The sequence below is a fragment of the Flavobacterium movens genome (genome assembly GCF_039581425.1).
GTDB classification, from domain to species: domain Bacteria; phylum Bacteroidota; class Bacteroidia; order Flavobacteriales; family Flavobacteriaceae; genus Flavobacterium; species Flavobacterium luteolum.
The window spans coordinates 38,493-60,083 of record NZ_JBCPXY010000016.1 but is presented as its reverse complement, the minus strand read 5'-3'; the positions used below and the strand labels follow the sequence as shown (position 1 = coordinate 60,083).

Here is a 21,591-nt window from a genome sequence, read left to right as displayed (position 1 = left end):
GAGCGTGAGCGGGGATGGTGTGTGCGAGAATGCCGTCAATACCAGAAAAGCGGTAGTGGTGACGGTTAATCCTTTGGCTTTGGCTTCTGATATTTCGGTAAGCACAGCAAATGCTTCGTTATGTACAGGAGGCAGTGCTTCAATTACAGCTACTAGTGCTATCAGTAATCCTATTTTCAAATGGTATCAAGATGTTAATTTGTCTGTTTTGCTTTATACAGGAACTACTTTTGTGACCCCAGCTATTACAGCCAATACCTCTTATTATGTTACTGTTCAAAATAATGCTATTTGCGAAAATAGTATTGGCAATGCTTTAAAAGTAGAGCTAGCAATTATTTTGTGTTCAGATATTGCTTTGACGAAAACTGTAAGCAATATGTCGCCTTTCGTTGGCGATCAGGTTGATTTTACCATAACGGTAAGTAATCTTGGGCCAAATGACGCCACAGGTGTACGTGCAAATGATGTATTGCCGTCTGGTTATACTTTTATTAGTGCAAACAACGGTGGAGTGTTATCTGGTAATACAATTACATGGCCAACTTTTAATATTTCAGTTAATAATTCTGTTTCATTGGTTTACAAGGTCCGAGTCAATACTTCGACTGGGACTGCGGATGAATACAAAAATGTAGCGCAAATAAATGCTTCGGATAATTTTGATCCGAATTCAACTCCAAACAACAACGATCCATCAGAAAATGATCAAGATAGTGTGATTTTGACTCCAATTATACCACAGCCTTCAATTTTATTATATAAAGATGCTTCTTTCTCTGCTTCTAATGATAGCAACGGAAATGGTTTTCCAGATGTCAATGAAACAATTACATACACTTTTGCGGCGCAGAATACAGGAAATATCAGATTGGAAAATGTAAAAATTAATGATCAATTTTTAGGTATAACTAATTTATCGGTAACACCTGGCACTTTGGATCCTGGACAAACGGGCAGGGCTGAGTTAATTTATACAATCAAGGAATCAGATTTTGAGAAGGGAGTGGTTTACAATAGCGCAATTGCACAAGGAAATACACCTCCGACACCAGATAATCCAGGAGGTACAGTTGTTACAGATACATCTGAAGATCCAACTGATCCTGTTAAGCCTGGTGATGAATATTATGATCCAAATTGCCCGACATGTACTGTAGTGCCGTTGCCAAATATTCCAAAAATTGCAATTATTAAAGAAATTGCTTCATTCAGCGGAAATTTCAATAATGCAAAAGTTGGGGATGTCATTAGTTATCTTTTTACTGTGAGCAATATTGGAAATACCCGTTTAAGCAATGTGAGAGTGACTGACCCTCTTCCTGGATTATCGGCACCTACTCTTGATCCTGTAGATTCGGGCAATAAAACTGGTGATCTCAATTCAAACGGATATCTGGATACAAACGAGAAGTGGCTTTATCGAGCAGACTACGTTCTCACTTCAGGTGATTTGGCAAAAGGACAGGTCGTCAATCAGGCTTTGGCAGAAGCTACCGGACCGCCTACACCTGTAAACCCTAATGGGGAAGATGTTAATGACTTGTCTGATAAATCGTCGCCTACCAACGAGGACAATGATCCGACAGTTCTTGATATAGTGGGTTGCCAAGTAGTCGTTCACAATGCAATTTCTCCAAATGGAGACAGTATAAATGATACTTTAAAAATTGACGGAATAGAATGTTATCCAAAAAATACGGTTGAAATTTATAACCGATGGGGTGTAGTTGTTTTTCACACCGATGGATACAATAATGAGAGCAATGCATTTGAGGGCTACTCTAATGGAAGGGCGGTGATTAATCAAAGCAAAGGACTTCCAACAGGAACATATTATTATATCGTCAGATATCAAAATTCAGAGGAGAGAGAAATAACAACGGCAGGTTATCTTTATTTAAGCATGAATCAATAATAAAAAACACTTCAAACATATTTTAAATAAATGCTGTTTGGAGTGTTTTTAGATTTAAGGCTTTCTGCGATAAAAATGAAGCTTTTTTGAAATAGCGATATATGTCCTTTAACAAATGCGGCATTGCCAAACCAGTATTTTGCCATTCTTAATCAGATTGTGTCGCCAGGGCTGCCTTAGTTTTTTGTAAAAAATAGGAAGAGCCCCTAATAGCGGGGGGCCGTATTTTGCATTTCTATTAAATTTCATATTTAAAAAAAAAAACTGGAAAAAATAATGCTGTAAGATTTTTTTGTTATTTTTATGTAATTGTTTGATGTTAAATATGATAGCTTAAAGGCTGGAAGAGTGCTGTAGTTTTAAATGGCATTATTATAGGCATGTTTTTTTTGATGGCTGCATAACGAAAGAAGAAGATATATAACTGATAAAATTTGATATATTATGAAAAAAAGTCTCTTTGTTTTTTCATTTGTCCTGCTATTGGCGGCATGCAACCAAACACCATCAGCAAATTCCGGTGAGAAAGCCGATATTGAGGGTGCTGTTTCGGCAGAATTCAAACCTGCCAGCATCAAGGAACAGATGGTTTACCAACGCGCAATCGAAGCTTTAGTATGGGGCATGCCTGCCGTTAATTATGATCTTATGCTTCAGGCAATGCTGGGCAGCACCAAAGGGAAACAAAATGAGATCATATTTTGGTCAAAACCCGTAGACTGGCATAATCAGACGCTAACGCCAAATCCCGACGCGATTTACTTTATGTTTTTTTTCAACACAAAGGATGCAGGGCCAATAGTTATAGATGTTCCTGCGGCAAAAAATGGCTCCTTTGCCGCCAATATTGACAATATCTGGCAGATGCCCCTTGAAGATGCAGGACCTTACGGAGCCGATAAAGGCGCTGGCGGCAAATATCTGATACTGCCGCCTGACTATAAGGAAAATATTCCTAAAGGATACATTGTGCTGAAAGCCGATACCTATGAGGGTTATGGATTATTCCGCTCCAACCTGCCCAGCCACAGTGATGCCGATATAGTGAATGCCGTCAATTACGGCAAACAGCTAAAACTATATCCGCTTGCTAAAGCCAATAATCCCGGCGAAACAAAATATACAGACGTGAAGGATGTGCTTTACAATTCCGTCATCCCCTACAACAGCCGGTTTTTCATCTCTCTTAACCGCATTGTGCAAAGCCAGCCTATGCTGGTGCGCGATAAGGCGATGATTGATAAACTAAAAAGCATAGGCATTGAAAAAGGGAAACCCTATAACCCTGATGCACGAACCACCGAGATTCTGAATGCGGCGGCAAATAGTGCGCATGACTATTTGGAAGCAATGCTTGAAAAAGGCTTCCCTCCGATAAATCCTGATGCAAAATGGGCTGTTCCCGCAATGCCGGAACTCGTTAAGGCGGGATCTTCGGGATATGCGGAATCTGATATTTATCCTACAGATGCCCGTGCATTAACCTATTCAATCGGTTATGTAGGCATAAAACGCCTGGGTACAGCGCAAATATATCTTATTGCAGAAAAAGACAAGGAAGGCCGCGCGCTTGACGGCGATAAAACCTATATGCTCCACGTGCCTGCAAATGTGCCCACCAAACAATACTGGTCGGCAACAGTCTACGACCGGACAACACATTGCCTTATCAAAAATCTGCCGCGCGCAAGCAGAGCATCGAATGCGACAGAGATCCAAAAGAACACAGATGGCTCGGTTGATATTTACTTTGGCCCAAAATCCCCTGCAGGCAAGGAATCAAATTGGATCCCAACGGACCCTAAAGGAAAATTTGAAGTATTATTTAGGATTTACGGCCCGGAAAAACCTTTTTTCGATAGGATATGGAAACTTGGAGATATAGAAGAGGTTAAATAATCAATTGCTAAACTTATGGAAAAGAAACTCATCTGCGTGATTTTAATTATCGCATTAACGGCATGCAACCAAAAGAAAAATGTAGGTGCGGAAGCATCCAATTCTAAGGGAATCGACAGCCTAATTCCAGCCAAGGGAGCAGCTCAGCCGCCAATGGGACCCGACACCAATGTAAAAATTACTCAAGAGTATGCCGCTTTGGCGGCTAAAGATGCCTATTTTTGGGCATGGCCGCTGGTAAATATGTACAACCGCCGAATGGCTTTCAAGGATGTAAAAGAGCTGGCCCTGTCCGGACCTTTGCTAATGGCTCCGCTGAATCAGTTTACCATGCTTACCGATTATGTGATACCGACAGAACGTGCCATAGCCTGCCCGAACCAGGATGTGGTTTACGGTATTGGATGCCTTGCTTTGGACCAATCGCCCGTTGTGGTGCAAGTGCCTGATTTTGGCAAACGTTTCTGGGTCTACCAGATAGTTGATCTGCGCACCGAAAGTTTCGCAAAATTGGGAAAGATGTACGATAATAAGCCGGGATTTTATTTATTGGCCGGACCGGACTGGAAAGGAGAGGTGCCTAAGGGAATAATAAAAGTTTTCCGCTCGTCAACCAATACTGGACTGGTGGGGCCCCGTGTTTTTCTGGATGACACAAAAGAAGATCGAAAAGCAATTCAGGAGGTACTCAAATCAGTGGTTATGTATCCCTTGTCTGATTATGACGGCAAAATGAAAACCATCGATTGGGCCAATATCAAGAAACTTCCCGGAGGCGAAGGAGGAAAAGAAGAAGCGGTATGGGTGAACCCCCAGACATTTTTTGACGAGCTTCCTATCGTGCTGGCAGATGCAAAGCCACTGCCGGGCGAAGAGGCGAAATACAAGCAGATACTTGCTGTAGTGGAAGCCGCCAAGAAAGACCCAAAACTGAAGCAGGCGATGATCGATGCAGCCGTTGAGACAGAGCGTGAAGTAATAAAACCTTTAATGGAATTCCGCAACTGGGGGATCCAATTGCCTTTTCACTGGTCAGGGGTAACGAACGGCGCATCGTGGGGCACGGATTATTTTACGCGCACTGCGGTAGCCAAATCCAATATCCTGGTCAATGCCCCAAATGAAACACGCTACTTTTATCAGGATCTGGATTCAGAAGGTGCCCGATTAAACAGCTCGAACAAATATAAAATTACTTTTGCCAAAGGGCAGCTGCCACCTGTTAATGGATTTTGGTCGCTTACATTATATAACGAGCATCACTTTTTTGAAATCAACAAGCTCAACAGATATTCATTGGGGACAAAGAACAAGACAATGGCATATAATCCGGACGGTTCGCTGACCATTTATATTCAATCAGTTCCGACTGATGCGAAAACCCAAAACAATTGGCTTCCGGCCGTTGAAAAGGGGGATTTTTCGCTTTATCTCCGCACTTACTGGCCAAAGGAGGAAGTAGTAAATGGAAACTGGACTCCGCCGGCAGTAATAAAAGTTGAATGATGTTTTGAGATTGTAGCTTTAAAAGCAGTTTGGGTTTGATAGTACATTTATGGCTTAAACGTGCCCAGGCTCTTTTTTCTACGTTTTTGTTTTAAGAACAGCATACGCCAACTACTTGCCGCAAATTTAAAACAGATGAAAAATCTGCTGTATGGGTCTTTTAAAGTTTTCACTTTACGGACTCCCATTTTTTTGACGCATCAGCAGATCTGCCTACAATCAAAATCACTAAATTTGAATAGAATATGACATAAAAACCAACAGATCTTTCACAATGGAAAAAGCGATACAACTACAGGTGAGAAAAGATTTGGATGCCCGCCAGCAGCACACCATACTTAAACTCAAAGGGAACCTGATTTCAAAAGGATATACCGAGATCATCCATATCCTGGACCAGGACGAGGAGTTCCATATCAATACATTTGAAACTCCTTTGGAGAAACGAAATGAAGCGCGGCAGTATATAGCGGCTTTTATCGATCAGGAAAATCTTCTGGAGACGATCAGCATCAAATAGTCAAAATGTCTGTATAAACCACAGCCCGCCGGCTATAAAGCAGGCGGGCTTTTTACTTTTATCAAAGATCCTGCGTTTTTTGGGCTGGGGCAATTAATTTTTTAGCCGGATAAAACATTATTAGGTTCCAGTTATTATATGTTTTAGGGAGCTTTTTCCCGCTATGCGCTTCAATCTTCTGCCCGGACCCCGGCGCAGAAGGATTTCCGCTTCTATCGGGGCTATTTTGTGCTTTATTTTAGTGAGGAATAAATCAATTTTCAGCTGTAGTCCATCAGCAGTTATGTTTAATAAAAAAATGGCGCCAATTGTCTTTAATTGGCGCCATTTGGCTTTGTGACCTCGACGGGACAAATTACAACATCATTTTTGGATGATTTGAAGAAATTGGCGTACTATAGTTAAAGCAGGATTGTCTTTCATTGTACGCCATGAATTAATTGATTGTTGTTCCATCAGAGCTAAAAATTGATTTATTTCTCTCCTAAGAGTATTGCAATCTTAATTGTTTGATAATGTGATATGTATTGCTTATTTTTAAAGTTTTATTAGACAATTTAATTAAATTTGAGTGTAACATTTAAAAAAGAAAAAACATGAGAAAAATTACGCTATCAATTTTTGCAGTATTATGTTTTGCAAGTGTATTTGCGCAGGCCAGAAAGGAATTGAATTTTGGCCTTGTAGGAATAAATTATGAAATACCTGTCCACAGGGACATAACCATTGCCCCGGGAGTCGGGACCACGCTGGATCTTGACTGGCTCAATGCCGGGGTAAAGGGAAATTATTATTTCGACCATGTATTTGGCATTACTGATGATGCCTGGGACGTATATGGCGGAGCCAACGTAGGCTATTCTTTTGATTTGAGGGATGACCATGGCAATAATGGCCATGACGGAAGCGATTTCAATGTAGGCCTGCAGATAGGCGGAAGATGGTTTTGGAACGAAAAATGGGGCGTTTATGTAGAAATAGGAGGCGGGAATGTTTCAGGATTTTCGCCCGGGATAGGACTGACCCTGAAACTTTAATGGCATAGGTTTCGGCATATATGGATTGCTCTGCTTGAACGCGATTTTAAGGTCTGGCCTTTGAACGTAGAAATCGCAAAACATATCAAAGCACGCCTTCGGACTGTTTTTAGGCGACAGGCTATTCCAATATCTGTTTCATTGCACGAGCTTTATGGACAACACTTGAAATAAGGGAAGATAAACGGCTTTGGCTTTCTCTCACCAAATCATCTATTAATAAAAAAAGCCCTATGAAGATAATCATTAAAGCATTTTTTGACGGCAGGTTTGTCAGCAAAGAGGATGCCGCAGCCAAATATTCCAAACACTTTCCCGATGCTTTGGAAGTTTCAAAAACGGTCAATGAGCTAAAACGCAGTAAGGTGAGCAATTGGGGATACATCGTCCTGATAAGTGAGCAGGGAATCTCAACAAGTCCGATCATAGTCGATGAGTTGAGCATAGAATATTAGCCAATGCTGGAAATATGGCAATTTCAGTGGACTGATGATTGAATGGCCCTGCCGCCGCTCGATCAGTTGATCGGACAGGATTTATCTGTGACTTCATAATAAAAGTTTTCAGGAGCTTTTCCCGCTATACTTTCCAATCTTTTTTGCCGAAAAACGGTACAAAAGGATTTCCTCTGCACAAGAGCGAAGCGAGCTGGCGAAGCAATCGGGGCTAAAAATCTAGAAAGACAATTCAGAACTAAACCAATAATTGACCTTAGTGGAGCAGCAAGTCATTAAGTAATTAAGTGAGGAAAAAAACTATCTGTTTTTGGAATAATTTACAAGTTTTCTGATTCATCAGAGGGATGTCCTGCAATTCAAACTTAGTAGATAAGAGTATAAGTTTAATGAATTTAAGAGGCATTTGAAAAGTTGTGTGCCACGAGTATGCCGCAACTTGGAATGATCGATTACTGGTAAAAGCGCTTTAGTTTTTGTGGCACTTTGGAGGGAACTCCACCACAGTTATTCTATAGATTTAATATTTAAATGCAATAATATTAAATTTATTTGTGCTTGGGCAATGTCATTTACATTTATTATTTAAGCCCTCTAATTTTATTATTTGATTTAAAACCATAGAGTTGTTTCAAACAAATACAAAGCCCGATCGTTAAAATTAAAATCGGGCTCCTTGTTTTTATTCTAATTTTATTTGTATTTAATATTGATGCTGATAATATCCGAGGTCATATTAGTGGTTCTGGTATAATGGCCGTAACGAATCTCCAAAGTATTCCAGTGTTTTAAACCAAATATGCCATTTGGAGGAGTAAATTTCATTCCCATTCCAAAGAAGCTGCTGTCAAACTTGGACAGATCATAATTGCTGGTGTAGAATTCATCAGCGGCTGTATGCTGGCCATAAGGCTTGAAATACTTGGTTCCGCTTTGGGTGTAATAGCGGTAAAACGGGCTTAATGAAAAGGCCTGGGTCAATTTTACCGGAATTTCAAGATCAGCGGTATGCGCTTTCAGGCTCCAGTCGTCTGTGTAATATCTGTAATAGGCACGAATAATTATATTGTCCCCGAAGAAATAACTGGCCCTGATGCCAAGCGGAATTTTAAGTCTGGTGTCAGGCATTTTCTCCTGATGAACAGAGCCGTCAGCAAAATAAACCCTGTGAAAAGGAAGGCTTAAGTAGCCATTCTGGCTTATTACATCTCCTACAAGCAATATTTGTAAATTTTTATTGATGATCTGGGAATAACTCAGTGTTCCGGCAAAAGTATTTCTATTGGCACTGCCGTAGCCCTCGCTTCCGGATGGACGAAGTTCAACAGGCTCAATGAGTTTCAGCTGATCGATAAAAGTCTGAAACCTGGCTGTAAATTCACCGTTTTTGTTTTTGGTTTTTTGAGAGAAGGCGATATTCCCTCCAAAAGACTGGTAATCAAACTCGGTTGAAGAGGAAACTCCAACAGCGTAAGTTCTTCCTTTCTCTTCATTTTCTCTCAGATAAGTCAACGAAGGGTAAAATCGGTTGTCTGATGAAGAAGCGGATGAATTGGCGCTCAGATCAATCATATCGGACGAGGCGGAGGTATAATGGTCAATTCCCGCTTCAATATCAAAAGTATGCTTGATCCCTGTCTGGCCGTACTTTACCAGTTTTACATCAATGGTATTGGCAATATCGGTAAGGTGCTCCGAACCGATTCCGCCCGTAACGGCAGAATTGTTTCCGTCCTGCTTGTAATAGCTTGATACCAGATTCACCTCTTCGAGTTTTAATTTTTTGCTTTTATAAGCCGTTGAATCAGCAGGAACGGTTTGTGCCCTCAATTGGAACAACGCCAATAAGGCATATCCTGTTATGAATATTCTTTTCATTTTTCAGCGTATGAATATTAGTTGCAGCCGCAGCCGCCGCCGCTTTTTCCTGAATTCGCCCCGGAAGCTCCCTCGCGGTAGGATTGGAAACTGAGTTCGGTTTTTTCGATTTTCCTGTTGGAGAGTACCATTTCGGAATCGTTGAGTTTTCCCTTCTGGTATTCCTTCACCGAAGTGCAGGAGGCAAGCAGCAGCACGGCAAGAGCAGTACCGCATAATGGTACGGGAATTTTTTGCTTTGGCTTTTTCATTTCAGATTAATGTTTTTGGATGTGTAAATTTTATTGTGGTCATCAATTATTATGCAGTACAGATCAGGGATCTGATCTATTAGAAACAAGCCTGCCTTGATGCCCATAACAGCAATTGGAGTGGCCATTGCATCAGCAAATTCTGCATTGGATGCGATAATGGTGACGCTTTTGATTCCGGTTATGGGAAGGCCCGTTTTTGGGTCGATGGTATGCGAGTATTTTTTGCCGTCAATGGTCACGAATTTTTCATAGTTGCCGGATGTCGCCACCGCCTTGTTGGAAATTTCCATATAAGAAAAAGCGGCATTGGGCGAGTCGGGATCGGCCACCCCGATGGTCCATTTCCTGCCGTCGGGCTGCAGGCCCCAGGCGGAAAGGTCTCCGCTGGCATTGATGATGCCGCTCTGCACATTATGTTTTATAAGGATTTGTTTTGCCATTTCTGCGGCATATCCTTTTCCGATACCTCCAAAACCGATCCTCATTCCTTTTTCTTTTAAGAATACGGTTGTATTTTCCCTGTCAAGGATGATATTTCGGTAATCAATAAGGTGTACCATTTTGAGAGCCGTCTGGGCATCAGGAAGGCTGGTCATGGTTCTGTCAAAATTCCAAAGGCTCTTGTCGATGCTTCCGTAGGAAATATCAAATGCGCCTTGTGTGATTCTCGAAATCCCGATAGACCTTTCGATAAGGCTGAAGACTTCCAGATCTACTTTTACGGCCCCTATTCCAGCATTATCATTGATCAGATTGGTCTGGCTGTCTTCTTTAAATGTGGTCAGAAGCCTTTCGATGCGTCTGATTTCCTCAATGGCCAGATCGATATTCTCATTTCCTGTTTTTTCATTCACGGCAACAACTGTTATGGTAAAGCTGTTGCCCATCAGTTTTAGGGATTTCGAATATTTCTGCTTGTTTGCTATGTTATTTTCGGCTCTCACAGATCGCTTTTATTTCGGCAGTCCACTGTTCAGGCGATGCATCGGGTTTTCCGTGCCAGGTTTTGATCACCCTGCCATGTGCATCAAGAAGAAGCGTCAGGGGAAAGCTTCCTTCCTTGTTGTATATTTCGGCCAGATCCTCGTTGCGTTTTACCTGATCAGCTGTTCCTATATTTTTCTTTTTTCTTGGAAAATCAGCATTGACCAGCACCAGGTTTTCATTTGCCATATCGGTGAATCCCTGGCTTTCGAGATAATCCCTGCGAAGCACAATGCATGGACCGCACCAGTCTGAGCCCGAGAAGTTCAGAAGGATCAGTTTATGGTCTTTTTCCGCAGTTTTTTTCGCATTATTGAAATCTGGTTCCCAGTTTATGGAAAACGCCATTGCCATTGTAAGGAATAAAGTAATCAGCTTCATCTTTTTCTTTTTTTGATATATACGAAATAACGAAAGGTATGGTTTGTTATTTTTGCGGTTCGCTTAAGATTAGATTAATGTTTTAAGCGGTTATAAGCCCTGTTTTCTTGCTTCAGGCAGTCTGGACTCCAAAAATATATCCGACCAGGGCTGAGGCTGCCATAGCAAAGGTGCCCCAGATGCAGATCCGAAGGACTGCTTTGGGGATATTTGAGCCTCCGGCCTTGGCGGCCAATATTCCTGAAAAAGCCAAAAAGACAATCGAAAAACCGTATTGATAAAAAATCATGTCTTTAAGGGGAGCAAAAATTGCCACCAGCAGCGGAAGAAAACCTCCAATGATAAAAGATACTGCCGATGCAAAGGCGGCAGTCAGGGGATTGGCCTGCGTGATTTCGTTGATCCCCAATTCATCCCTTGCGTGGGCTTCTAGGGCGTCATGAGCCATTAGTTCAGAAGCCACCTGCCTGGCCAATTTTTCATTGAGCCCTCTTTTTATATAAATCTCTGCCAATTCTTCCAGTTCCTCCTGGGGCATATCCCTTAGGGCCATTTTTTCCCTTTCCAGATCAGCGGATTCAACATCAGACTGCGAGCTAACTGATACATATTCGCCTGCTGCCATGGACAGGGCGCCTGCCACCAGGCCTGCCACTGCAGCGAGAAGAATAGGTTCTCGGGTTACACTTGCTGCTGCAACACCGATCGTAAGGCTCGTGGTTGAAAGGATCCCGTCATTTGCCCCAAGGACTGCGGCCCTTAGCCAGCCGCTTCTGTTGATGTAATGAATCTCAGATTCCATAATTTTTATTTAGCAGTTTTACCCAGTCGCGGTCTTCAGATTTTTTTTGAGTACCGCCAAAATTGGTTTTCATCATTTCCCTGATCTGGAATTGAGTTTTATTTCTGGTGCTGTTTTTCCATTCGTTGAAGTCATAGATATGAATCTGCTGCGCATGGGGGTTTACCACAAAAGAGATCCCGGAGATTGAATTTTTGAAATTTTTGATTTCATTCAGGATATTGCGGCTGGGTACAACAATGAGGATGCTTTCCCAGTCAAGGAAATCTTTGGGGATATCTTCTCTGTCCCTGAGTCCCATGGCATCAAATAAAGCAGTTATTTTCTGATTGTTCAAACTGTTGATTTTATTATCTATTTCCATAAGGACTCTCTGCATACGGTCTTTATCAGCAATACTCATTTAAGGCGGCTTGAAATTCATAATAAAATTAGCTTAAATCCTCTTTGGATATGGCGATAAGGCCATTAGAATGATTCTAAATTTAACAGGAAATCGTATTCTTATTCCATATCGTCGCATGTCAGCCTGCAATCAAAGCAAGACTGCAAAGGACCTGAAAGCTTTGCACACAGGGTTGTTAATAACCAAATAAACATGCGGGCTGGTTTGAGAACTGTATTGTCTTTAATTGAATATGACAAGGGAGTGACGCGGCAAGGTCCCGGATTTTTATATGCAGTGCAAGAGAAAAAAGGCTACAATGTATTGATTTTTGCAAAAATTATGATATCTTTAACGCAAGAAATGGTAATTATGAAAATGCATACTTAATTTATGCAGCATCATTTCATTTTATATTCATATGCAATCAACCACTACTAAATTACAGCTTACAGTATATGAGACTATTTTTTATTGCGATGATTTTCTCTTTAAGCTCCTTTTCTTCTTTCCATATTTTAGAGCGGGAAGATGCGCTGGATGAGCTTGAACTGGCAAGGCTCACTGATCATGTCAGTGACATAAAAGCCTTCATTTCCTCAAATCCTAAGTACAACAGCAGAATTGCTTTTCTGGTGGATATGAAGATCAAGTCGGGGAAAAACCGTTTTTTTGTTTACGATCTTGAGCATGGCCAGATTATCGACCAGGGACTGGTGGCCCATGGAAAAGGCTCGGAGACCGGCATTAAAGGAGACATTCTACAGTTCAGCAATATGCCTGAATCCAACTGCACCTCTCTTGGAAGATATTCTGTGGAGAGATCTTATAAAGGCATTTTTGGAAAAGCTTACCGTCTTGCGGGACTGGACCCGACCAACAGCAATGCCATGAAGCGTGCCATTGTGCTGCATTGCTATAAAGAGGTTCCCTCCGAAGAGCAGGGGTATTATATCATCAACAGCCATGGATGCCCTATGGTAAACGAAGCTTTTTTTAAAAGGCTTGAAAAAATCATCGAAAGCTCTCCTACAAAAATTATGCTTTCGGTCTATTATTGATATTGGTCAGCCGCAGCAGCATATTTTTTTTACACCAAATTCTAAAGGGAGTCATGCAGGAGGCCTTCCTATTGCATTATGGACATAATAGCTCTTTACTCAAAAGATAAGAGGCTAATTCAAAAAGGAGACCAGCTTTCGGCCAATCTCCTTTTCAAAAAATGAAAATGAAAACTACTAATTCCAGCCGCCTCCGAGCGCTCTGTAAACATTAACAAATGCGTTCATCTGCTGTTTTTTGGTTTCAATAAGTTCGAATTTGGATTCCAAAGCATCTTTCTGGGTCAATAAAACCTCCATATAATCTGCTCGTGCAGAACTAAACAAATTGTTAGATATCTGAATAGATTCATTTAAGGCCTCAACTTGTTTTGACTTTAAGTCATAGCTTTTTGCCGTATTCTGGATTTTAGACAATTGGTTGGCCACTTCAACATAAGCATTAACCAATGTCCTTTCATAATTGTAAACAGCCTGAATCTGTTTGGCTCCCGCGGTAAGATATTCTGCTTTAATAGCATTTCTGTTAATCAAAGGTGCTACTAAATCACCTGCAATGGAGTACAATAAAGATTCTGGAGAAGTCAGTAAATATTTGGTATTAAAAGCCTCATATCCAATTCCTGCTGAAATGCCTAGCGAAGGATAAAATTTAGCTTTAGCGGCTTTAATATCCAGTTTCGCGGCGATTAATTCCATTTCTGCCTTTTTGATATCTGGACGATTTTCTAAAAGCTGAGAAGGCACTCCCGCATGAACATCAGCTGGAGTTATCGTGCTGAAAGTACTGCTGTTTCTGGCAATTTTTTGAGGAAAACGTCCTAATAAAAAATTGATTTTATTTTCAGTTTCTGTAATCTGCTGCTGAATATCAAACTGAAGGCTTTGGGTGCTTAAAATCTGCGCTTCGAATCTTCGTACAGCCAATTCGTTTACCCTTGCGGCTTCTTTCTGTATTTTCACCACTTTTAAAGCATTCGTTTGGATATCAATGTTTTGTTTGATGATTTCTAATTGATTGTCCAAAGCCAAAAGTTCATAATACGAATCTGCTATTTCGGCAATCAGATTGGTAATTACAAAATTCTTTCCTTCAATAGAACCTAAATAACGGTTTAAAGCGGCTTTTTTTGCATTATGAAGTTTGTTCCAAATATCTATTTCCCAACTTGAAGTCAGTGCAAAATGATAATTAGGAAGCGGATCAGGTGTTTCTTTGCCAGGCATAATATCTGTTGTTGCTTCGCCAGAACCTGTGCTGGTGTATCTTCCAGATTTGGTTAAATCGGCACCAGCGCTAAAACCAACAAAAGGTAAATATTCTCCTTTTCGTGCTTTTACTTCGCTTCTTGCAATTTCGATTTCTTGAAGTGTAATATTTAATTCCTGATTGTTTTTCAATGCAATATCAATCAGATTTTCTAAATTTTCATCTGTAAAATAGCTTCTCCATTTTACTTTTCCTGTATTTAGAGTATCTAAACCATTATCTGCATAGTTTTCTGGTACTGTTTTGTTTTCTGTTTTTTCTACAATAGAAGTTGTTTTACAGCCCGCTATAAAGAGTAATACGCAGGCAAGACCTGCGTATTTTATATTTCTGTTATTCTTCATTTTCCTCCGTTTGATTGTTTATTGAAAAATCATCTACATGATGTATGAAATCATCAGATAATGAACTTTCTTCTTCTCCTTTAATTAGTTTTCGGCCTTGTGCCAATGAACCAAAGATGTAGTATAGTCCAGGAACAATGATTACTCCAAATATGGTTCCGAAAAGCATTCCGCCAAGCGCAGATCCTCCAATAGTTCTGTTACCAATTGCACCTGCTCCAGAAGCAAAAATTAATGGGATCAAACCAGCAATAAAGGCAAATGATGTCATTAATATTGGTCTAAAACGCACCTTTGCACCTTCAATCGCTGCTTCGAGAATTGTGGCGCCCTGCTGATGTTTGAGGACGGCAAATTCGACAATCAATACGGCATTTTTACCGAGCAATCCGACCAGCATAATAAGCCCAATTTGTGCATAAATGTCGTTTTGCAAGCCCATCATCTGCAGAATGACAAAAGAGCCTAAAATTCCAACCGGAATAGAGAGAATTACTGATAGCGGAATAATAAAACTTTCGTACTGTGCCGCCAATACAAAGTAAACGAAAGCCAATACGACTAAAAAGATATAAAGCGATTCATTGCCTCTTCCAGCTTCATCATAAGAAAGACCTTCCCATGCAATATCGTATCCTTTAGGAAGTGTTTTAAGAGCGGTTTCCTGCACTGCTTTAATGGCATCTGCAGTAGTGTATCCTTTTGCAGGCTGACCCTGAATAGCGGCAGAATTATACATGTTGTAACGTGTGATCTCATTAGGGCCCTGCGTTTTTTTGAGTGTCATGAATGCCGAATAAGGCACCATTTCTCCGTGATCATTTTTTACAAAGAGATTCAATACATCTGATGGTAGCCTTCTGAATTTTGGATCAGATTGGACATACAATTTAAAAAACCTTCCAAATTTGATAAATCCCTGTTCGTAGGTGCTTCCGATTAAAATATTTAGGTTTTCCATTGCCTTGCCGATAGAAACGCCTTTTTGCATAGCCAGATCATTATTAATCTCTAGTTCGTATTGCGGATAATTGGCGGCAAAGAAAGTAAACAGACCAGAAAGTTCTTTACGTTTGCCCAGTTCGGCCATAAACTGCTTGTTGATTTTATCAAATTCCTGATAATTGGTGCTGGTTGTTTTGTCTAATAAACGCATAGAAAAACCTCCAGAAGAACCAAATCCAGGAATTGCTGGCGGTTCAAAAAATTCTACAACAGCACCCAGATCTTTAGATTTCTTTTCGAGTTCTTCCATGATTTCTGTTACAGAATGTTTTCTGTCTGACCATGATTTCAAGTTAATCAGACAGGTTCCAGCATTAGAACCACGACCTTCGGTCATGATTTCGTAACCTGCCAGAGAAGAAACCGATTCAACGCCTTCAACCTTTTCGCAGATTTTCTGCAATTTCTGAGCAACCTGATTGGTTCTTTCTAATGTAGCACCTGGCGGCGTTTGTATGATTCCGTAAATGGTTCCCTGATCTTCACTAGGAATAAATCCTGAAGGAAGCACTTTGTTTTCTATAAAAATGAAAGCGCAAAACGCAATCAGGATTCCAAAAGTCAATACTCTTCGGCTTACAATTGTTTTTAGAACAGCAACATAACGGCCTGTAAGCCTTTCAAACCATCTGTTGAAAGCATCAAGCGATTTTGTCAAGATATTTCCTTTTTTCTCTTTTCCATGGTTGTTTTTCAAAAGAATGGCGCAGAGAACAGGAGTAAGGGTCAAAGCTACAATAGCAGAAATGATAATCGAGCTCGACATGGTAACCGAAAACTGTCTGTAGAAAGTTCCCACCGGTCCCGACATAAACGAAACGGGAATAAAAACAGAAACCATAACGGCTGTAATAGCAATAATGGCACCTCCAATTTCGCCCAATACTAATTTAACGGCATGATAAGGCGTAATATGCGGGAATTCTTCAAACTTGGCATGGACGGCCTCGACGACGACAATGGCATTATCTACTACAATTCCGATTGCCAGTACCAAAGAAAACAGCGTTACCAAGTTGATTGACATTCCAAACAGCTGAATAACAAAGAAAGCCCCAATCAACGATACAGGAACCGCTATAATCGGAATTAAAGTAGAACGCCAATCTCCTAAAAATATAAACACAACCAAAGCAACCAAAATGAATGCATCTCTCAAAGTATGAACCACTTGATCAATAGAAGCATCTAAGAATTGCGAAACGTCATAACTGATTTTATAATCCATTCCTGGAGGAAAACTCGCTTTCATTTCTTCCAGTTTTGCTTTTACATCATTGATTACGTCACTTGCATTACTTCCGTAGTTTTGTTTTAATACAATTGCGGCAGAAGGATGGCCATCTAAATTGGAGTAAATATCGAAAAACTCACTTCCTAATTCTACTTTTGCAATGTCTTTTAAGCGAATGCTTTCACCTTCAGAATTGGCGCGTACAATTACATTTTCATATTGTTTAGGTTCGTCGTATCTCCCTTTGTAAGTTAATACGTATTCTAGAGATTGCGCTGCTATACCAGAACTTTGTCCTAATCGACCTGGACGGCCAATGATACTTTGTTCCTGAAGTGCTTGCATAACTTCTTCAACAGAAATTTTATAAGCTCTCATTCTGTCCGGATTCAGCCATACACGCATGGCGTATTTGCGGCTTCCTAAGATCTGTGTTCTCGCAACACCTTTTACACGGCTGATTTCTGGAATCATTTTGACATCGGCATAGTTATAGAGGAATTTCTCATCCATGCTTTTGCTTTTCGAGTAAAGATTGACATACATTAGCATACTTGGCTGTATAGGAGTAATAACAACTCCTTCACGCTGAACCAGTTCAGGTAATAATGGCATTACCTGATCTACCCTTGTTTTAACCCTGATTACGGCTTCATTAGGATCTGTTCCTGGTTCAAATATGATTCTAAGTGTCGCTTCTCCAGCACTCGTGGCATCTGTTGCCATATAACGAACGCCTTGCGTGCCGTTTAGTGAATTCTCTAATGTAATTAAAGTGGATTTTACCAGTACATCGGCACTTGCACCCGGATAAGCGATAAAGATGTTTACGGTCGTGGGCGCAATTTGCGGGAATTGCGATATTGGAAGCTGCTTGATTGAAAGCGTGCCTATAAAGACAATTATAATCGAAATTATAATTGCAAAAACGGGTCTATGAATAAATTTATTAAACATGTGTTCTTTTTTTAGATTCGGTTATTCTGCATAGAGTCCTAAATTTGACAGTACCGACTGAGGTTTTACAACTTCGTAGTTTATCTTTTCATTTTCTTTTACAAGACGAAGTCCCTCTAAAAGTATTTTATCATTAATTGACAAGCCTTCTTTAATTACGAATAGGTGGGGCATTTCGGCAGCAATAACAACTTCTCTGGATTTTACTGCATTGTTTTTGTCAATCACATAGACATATTTTTTATCTAAAACCTCAAATGTGGCTTTCTGAGGGATCAGCATTGCATTTTTCAAATCAATAGGCATCTGAATGCTTCCCGTTTCACCGTGTCTTAATAATCTCTTCGGATTAGGAAAAACAGCTCTGAAAGGAATGTTTCCCGTTTCATTGTCAAAATCGGCTTCAATAGTTTCTACTACACCGGTGTAGGGAAACTTTTTGTTGTTGGCCATTAGAAGATTTACTTTCATTTTGCCGTTTTTCTCTGCTTTTTCTTGATAATCCAGATATTCAGACTCAGGAACATTATAGTAAACCCACATTGAGCTGTTGTCTGCCAATTCTGTCAGCAATTCTCCTTCGTCAACTAGACTTCCCTGACGAACATGAAATTTGTCTATAATGCCGTCAAAAGGAGCTCTGATTTCTGTAAACTGAAGATGAACTTTGCTTAAGGCCAGTTCGGCATCTGCTTTTTCCAGTTTGGCTTTTGCCATTGCCAGTTCGTTTGGAGAAACCACTTTTTCATCGGCTAGTTTTTTGGCATTTTGGTATTCAATTGCGCTGAAACTTACTTCTGCTTTAGATTTTTTCATTTCTGCTTCGTAAAGTGCAGGCATGATTTTAAACAAGAGCTGTCCTTTTTTTACCATTTGTCCTTCGTCAACGTAGATTTTTTCAAGATAGCCGCGCTCTTGGGCTCTTATTTCAATATGTTGGATAGAGTGTATCTGAGATACATAATCTTTTGTAATTGTAGTATCTTTTTCAATCGGACTGGTAACCAGAAATTTGGTTTTTTCCTCTTTTTCTTCTTCTTTTTTTGAATTGCAGCCCGCAAAAACTAAGGCGCATAAAGTCATGATCATGAAAATTCTCTTCATAATTATTTCAGCATTAAAACGTAATTTATTTTTGATTTTTAAGTAAAAAGGCCTTCGGAAATAGACCATAGTAGCTCGTATCCTTCTATTTTCTAAATTAGAACACAGAGGATAGAACAATAAAGGAATCGGCTATTTTGAAATAGCGATAGCAAAAATCAAATTCTGAAAACCTGAAACAGGAGATATACTTTATTATAAAGTAAACTAAAGATTTTGCAGTCATTTACTTTCTGGGTAAAAGCAGTCGCAGAAACGGCAAAATGATTGCTGATGTGAAAAAATGAAAAGTAATTGCTTTTGACAAGCTGTTTTTGCACCGAAGAAAAGTTCTCTTCATTTTCTTCATTATCAAAAAGGCACATTTTCCTTTTAAAGGATTCAAATGAACGTCCACGATTTAAACTGGCTTCATTTTGAGCATTATTAATAACAGTGCAAAAAGAAAACTTTTTAAATAAAACAATGTTATTGTGTGCATAAGTGCTGCCATATCCATTTAAAAGAATGACAATAGAAACGAATAATTTAGTGTACCAATTCTTCATAAGAGCTACAAATTTACTGAAAGGATTCCTTAAAAGCAATGCCTGAGATCTAAAATAAACATAGAAATGCTGATTTCGGATTTTATGCTTCCTTTATTTTGCAGATTGATTTTTTTACTAGCTTCAAGAGATTAAATTTTTATCTTTTGGGTTTTATCTGCTGTATTTCTACTGGGGGAAATTATTCAAAAATCATGGATTTAAGCTGATTTCGGTAGGCTTCCAATGCAGCGCCCTTGTCTATATAGCCGCAATAGAGATCCTCCTTGAGAACCGGAAGATAGGACCTGCTGCTTTTTTCCAGCTTCTGCATTACGGTCTCCATACTGTCATTATAATAAACGATTTCCATCGGGGCGGCCATTAGGTCTTTCGCCCTGATATCGGTATCATTGAATATAAATTCCTTTATATCGCTGAAATAGACCACGCCGAGCAGTTTTTCCCCAGAAGTCACGGCAAACATTCCCTGATCGGAAGCTTTTATCACACTGCGAACCATGTGGATGTCATCCTCAGGAGCAAGCGTTTTGGGATCATTCTGCAGTATGGCGTCCATTTTAAGGGTCCAGAGGATATTGGTGTCCTTGTTGCTGGTAAAGACATTCCCTTTTTTTACCAACCCTTTTACATCCAGGGAATGCTTTTCAAAACGTTTTGAGATTGCAAAGCTTATCGAGGCGACAATCATAAGCGGGATGATCAGATCATATCCGCCTGTGATTTCTGCAATAAGAAATATGGCTGTAAGAGGGGCATGAAAGAGTCCGCTGAGTATTCCCGCCATGCCCACTATGGCAAAATTGCTTACAGGAAGGTCGGTCAGTCCGGTAAGGTTAAGGAATTTAGAAAAAAAATATCCGGCATATGAGCCCAGAAAAAGCGATGGCGCAAAATTTCCTCCGTTGCCTCCGCTGCCAAGGGTAATGCCTGATGCGAAAGCCTTGAGCATCATTGATGCCCCCACAAAAGCCAGAAGCACCCATTGATTGGAGCTGAAGTCCTTGAAGAGGGTATTTTCCAGAAGTTCGCCCGGATTGCGGTCGGCCAGAGATTTGATGCTTTCGTATCCTTCACCAAACAGGACTGGAAATGCAAAAATGAGAAGTCCGAGGACCAGAGCGCCGAAAAGCGCTTTTTTATATGCACCGAGCCTTAGGTTTGCAAAATAGTGCTCGGTTTTGAGAAAATTCCTTGAATAATAGACCGAAAGAAAAGCTGTAAACAGGCCCAGAAGGATATACAGTGGGATGTTGTGGTAATCAAAAGTCTGCTTTTGGCGGAAGCTGAGCAGTATATTTTCGTTAAGCAGGATTGCAGAAACCAGGGCGCCGGTTGCGGCGGCGATCATAATCGGTGTAAAGGCTGCTATGGTCACATCCACCAGAAGCACTTCAACGGCAAACAGCACCCCTGCTATGGGCGCATTAAAAGCAGCGGCGATTCCGGCCGCGACTCCGCAGCCCAGAAGGAGCGTCCTGTCTTTGTAGCTTAATCGGAACTGCTGGGCAAAATTGGAACCGAAAGCGGCTCCTGTAACCACAATTGGGCTTTCAAGCCCGGCCGAGCCTCCAAGCCCCACTGTGAGGGAACTTGTGAGAATCTGCGCATAAAGCTGTTTTTTGGGAACAATACTGGCTTTGCGGGCTACCAGATACAGGATTTGGGAAGTGCCTTTTTCAATGGTCCCTCCAAGGAGCCTTCTGGTGGCCATCACCGTGAGCAGGATCCCTATAACGGGAAGCACTGAGTTGATAAAGCTCAGCTTTAGTATGCTGTTGGCATATGCAGCGGCCTGATAAACCGAATGGGCAAATGATTTTAGGAGTATGACGGCCAAGGCGGAAGTGATCCCGACAAGGACGCTGGCCAGAAATATAAACTGTTTGGGAGACATTTTTTTTCTTCCTACAATAAGAAGGGCCTCAATCTGTAAAAGCTTTTTTTTAAACATGAAAGTGAAAACTGTGTACGCGCGCCCGTGCATTGATTTTAAATGCGGCAATAAGCGCTGCGGGATTATAGGGGCAATTTTTTCAAAGATACGCC

The 21,591-nt window shown here is 40.6% G+C and carries 18 protein-coding genes; 7 read left to right on the top strand and 11 right to left on the bottom strand.

Features of this window, described 5'->3' with window-relative positions:
* The 6 genes from AAYQ05_RS21380 to AAYQ05_RS21355 all read left to right on the top strand — a co-directional run.
* Positions 1-1,918, top strand: a 1,918-nt coding sequence (locus AAYQ05_RS21380) for a CLIPPER-2 domain-containing protein (protein ID WP_343545278.1), incomplete at its 5' end; no start/stop codon positions are given.
* A 444-nt stretch (positions 1,919-2,362) separates the two neighbouring features.
* On the top strand, positions 2,363-3,817 hold the full coding sequence (locus AAYQ05_RS21375; protein ID WP_343545277.1) for a DUF1254 domain-containing protein: 1,455 nt from the start codon (positions 2,363-2,365) through the stop codon (positions 3,815-3,817).
* A 15-nt stretch (positions 3,818-3,832) separates the two neighbouring features.
* Positions 3,833-5,323, top strand: coding sequence for a DUF1254 domain-containing protein (locus tag AAYQ05_RS21370; protein ID WP_343545276.1), 1,491 nt, complete (start codon positions 3,833-3,835; stop codon positions 5,321-5,323).
* Positions 5,324-5,597: 274 nt separating this feature from the next.
* Complete coding sequence (locus tag AAYQ05_RS21365) at positions 5,598-5,843, top strand: hypothetical protein (RefSeq protein ID WP_281632454.1); 246 nt, start codon at positions 5,598-5,600, stop codon at positions 5,841-5,843.
* A 596-nt stretch (positions 5,844-6,439) separates the two neighbouring features.
* Positions 6,440-6,880, top strand: coding sequence for a putative outer membrane beta-barrel protein (locus AAYQ05_RS21360; RefSeq protein WP_281632455.1), 441 nt, complete (start codon positions 6,440-6,442; stop codon positions 6,878-6,880).
* A gap of 233 nt (positions 6,881-7,113) precedes the next feature.
* Entirely contained in the window at positions 7,114-7,335 is a 222-nt protein-coding gene (locus AAYQ05_RS21355) for a hypothetical protein (RefSeq protein WP_281632456.1), read from the top strand.
* A 693-nt stretch (positions 7,336-8,028) separates the two neighbouring features.
* Here the strand turns inward: AAYQ05_RS21355 and AAYQ05_RS21350 are convergent.
* The 6 genes from AAYQ05_RS21350 to AAYQ05_RS21325 all read right to left on the bottom strand — a co-directional run bounded on the left by AAYQ05_RS21350 (position 8,029) and on the right by AAYQ05_RS21325 (position 12,037).
* On the bottom strand, positions 8,029-9,213 hold the full coding sequence (locus AAYQ05_RS21350) for a DUF3570 domain-containing protein (protein WP_281632457.1): 1,185 nt from the start codon (positions 9,211-9,213) through the stop codon (positions 8,029-8,031).
* 17 nt (positions 9,214-9,230) lie between these two features.
* Positions 9,231-9,464, bottom strand: coding sequence for a DUF4266 domain-containing protein (locus tag AAYQ05_RS21345; RefSeq protein WP_281632458.1), 234 nt, complete (start codon positions 9,462-9,464; stop codon positions 9,231-9,233).
* Positions 9,461-10,411: an FAD:protein FMN transferase gene (locus tag AAYQ05_RS21340; RefSeq protein WP_343545275.1), complete on the bottom strand. Its 951-nt coding sequence runs from the start codon at positions 10,409-10,411 to the stop codon at positions 9,461-9,463. The genes AAYQ05_RS21345 and AAYQ05_RS21340 overlap by 4 nt, the downstream gene beginning before the upstream one ends.
* Positions 10,395-10,832, bottom strand: coding sequence for a thioredoxin family protein (locus AAYQ05_RS21335; RefSeq protein ID WP_129053232.1), 438 nt, complete (start codon positions 10,830-10,832; stop codon positions 10,395-10,397). Before AAYQ05_RS21335 ends, AAYQ05_RS21340 begins: the two co-directional genes overlap by 17 nt.
* A gap of 112 nt (positions 10,833-10,944) precedes the next feature.
* Positions 10,945-11,634: a VIT1/CCC1 transporter family protein gene (locus AAYQ05_RS21330; RefSeq protein ID WP_281632460.1), complete on the bottom strand. Its 690-nt coding sequence runs from the start codon at positions 11,632-11,634 to the stop codon at positions 10,945-10,947.
* Positions 11,624-12,037 carry a hypothetical protein gene (locus AAYQ05_RS21325; RefSeq protein WP_281632461.1) on the bottom strand — a complete coding sequence of 138 codons (414 nt, stop codon included), beginning with the start codon at positions 12,035-12,037 and terminating at the stop codon, positions 11,624-11,626. Before AAYQ05_RS21325 ends, AAYQ05_RS21330 begins: the two co-directional genes overlap by 11 nt.
* Positions 12,038-12,477: 440 nt before the next feature.
* On the opposite strand from AAYQ05_RS21325, the gene AAYQ05_RS21320 reads away from it, so the two are divergent.
* Positions 12,478-13,080: a murein L,D-transpeptidase catalytic domain-containing protein gene (locus AAYQ05_RS21320; protein WP_281632462.1), complete on the top strand. Its 603-nt coding sequence runs from the start codon at positions 12,478-12,480 to the stop codon at positions 13,078-13,080.
* 177 nt (positions 13,081-13,257) lie between these two features.
* Here the strand turns inward: AAYQ05_RS21320 and AAYQ05_RS21315 are convergent, their stop codons facing one another.
* The 5 genes from AAYQ05_RS21315 to AAYQ05_RS21295 form a co-directional block, all read right to left on the bottom strand.
* Complete coding sequence (locus AAYQ05_RS21315) at positions 13,258-14,694, bottom strand: TolC family protein (protein ID WP_281632463.1); 1,437 nt, start codon at positions 14,692-14,694, stop codon at positions 13,258-13,260.
* On the bottom strand, positions 14,684-17,890 hold the full coding sequence (locus AAYQ05_RS21310; protein ID WP_281632464.1) for an efflux RND transporter permease subunit: 3,207 nt from the start codon (positions 17,888-17,890) through the stop codon (positions 14,684-14,686). The genes AAYQ05_RS21315 and AAYQ05_RS21310 overlap by 11 nt, the downstream gene beginning before the upstream one ends.
* A 21-nt stretch (positions 17,891-17,911) precedes the next feature.
* Complete coding sequence (locus AAYQ05_RS21305) at positions 17,912-18,994, bottom strand: efflux RND transporter periplasmic adaptor subunit (protein ID WP_129053238.1); 1,083 nt, start codon at positions 18,992-18,994, stop codon at positions 17,912-17,914.
* Between the two features lie 158 nt (positions 18,995-19,152).
* Positions 19,153-19,542 carry a hypothetical protein gene (locus AAYQ05_RS21300; protein ID WP_281632465.1) on the bottom strand — a complete coding sequence of 130 codons (390 nt, stop codon included), beginning with the start codon at positions 19,540-19,542 and terminating at the stop codon, positions 19,153-19,155.
* Between the two features lie 181 nt (positions 19,543-19,723).
* Positions 19,724-21,496 (bottom strand): chloride channel protein, encoded by a 1,773-nt coding sequence (locus tag AAYQ05_RS21295; protein WP_281634778.1) that lies wholly within the window; start codon positions 21,494-21,496, stop codon positions 19,724-19,726.
* Positions 21,497-21,591: the final 95 nt, after the last annotated feature.

Bases quoted from the DNA above. Each gene is read 5' to 3' on its own strand.
- AAYQ05_RS21355 (WP_281632456.1), top strand. From the start codon at position 7,114: ATGAAGATAATCATTAAAGCATTTTTTGACGGCAGGTTTGTCAGCAAA.
- AAYQ05_RS21335 (WP_129053232.1), bottom strand. From the start codon at position 10,832: ATGAAGCTGATTACTTTATTCCTTACAATGGCAATGGCGTTTTCCATA.
- AAYQ05_RS21320 (WP_281632462.1), top strand. From the start codon at position 12,478: ATGAGACTATTTTTTATTGCGATGATTTTCTCTTTAAGCTCCTTTTCT.
- AAYQ05_RS21310 (WP_281632464.1), bottom strand. From the start codon at position 17,890: ATGTTTAATAAATTTATTCATAGACCCGTTTTTGCAATTATAATTTCG.
- AAYQ05_RS21325 (WP_281632461.1), bottom strand. From the start codon at position 12,037: ATGAGTATTGCTGATAAAGACCGTATGCAGAGAGTCCTTATGGAAATA.
- AAYQ05_RS21295 (WP_281634778.1), bottom strand. From the start codon at position 21,496: ATGTTTAAAAAAAAGCTTTTACAGATTGAGGCCCTTCTTATTGTAGGA.
- AAYQ05_RS21370 (WP_343545276.1), top strand. From the start codon at position 3,833: ATGGAAAAGAAACTCATCTGCGTGATTTTAATTATCGCATTAACGGCA.
- AAYQ05_RS21315 (WP_281632463.1), bottom strand. From the start codon at position 14,694: ATGAAGAATAACAGAAATATAAAATACGCAGGTCTTGCCTGCGTATTA.
- AAYQ05_RS21345 (WP_281632458.1), bottom strand. From the start codon at position 9,464: ATGAAAAAGCCAAAGCAAAAAATTCCCGTACCATTATGCGGTACTGCT.
- AAYQ05_RS21360 (WP_281632455.1), top strand. From the start codon at position 6,440: ATGAGAAAAATTACGCTATCAATTTTTGCAGTATTATGTTTTGCAAGT.
- AAYQ05_RS21375 (WP_343545277.1), top strand. From the start codon at position 2,363: ATGAAAAAAAGTCTCTTTGTTTTTTCATTTGTCCTGCTATTGGCGGCA.
- AAYQ05_RS21330 (WP_281632460.1), bottom strand. From the start codon at position 11,634: ATGGAATCTGAGATTCATTACATCAACAGAAGCGGCTGGCTAAGGGCC.
- AAYQ05_RS21365 (WP_281632454.1), top strand. From the start codon at position 5,598: ATGGAAAAAGCGATACAACTACAGGTGAGAAAAGATTTGGATGCCCGC.
- AAYQ05_RS21300 (WP_281632465.1), bottom strand. From the start codon at position 19,542: ATGAAGAATTGGTACACTAAATTATTCGTTTCTATTGTCATTCTTTTA.
- AAYQ05_RS21305 (WP_129053238.1), bottom strand. From the start codon at position 18,994: ATGAAGAGAATTTTCATGATCATGACTTTATGCGCCTTAGTTTTTGCG.
- AAYQ05_RS21350 (WP_281632457.1), bottom strand. From the start codon at position 9,213: ATGAAAAGAATATTCATAACAGGATATGCCTTATTGGCGTTGTTCCAA.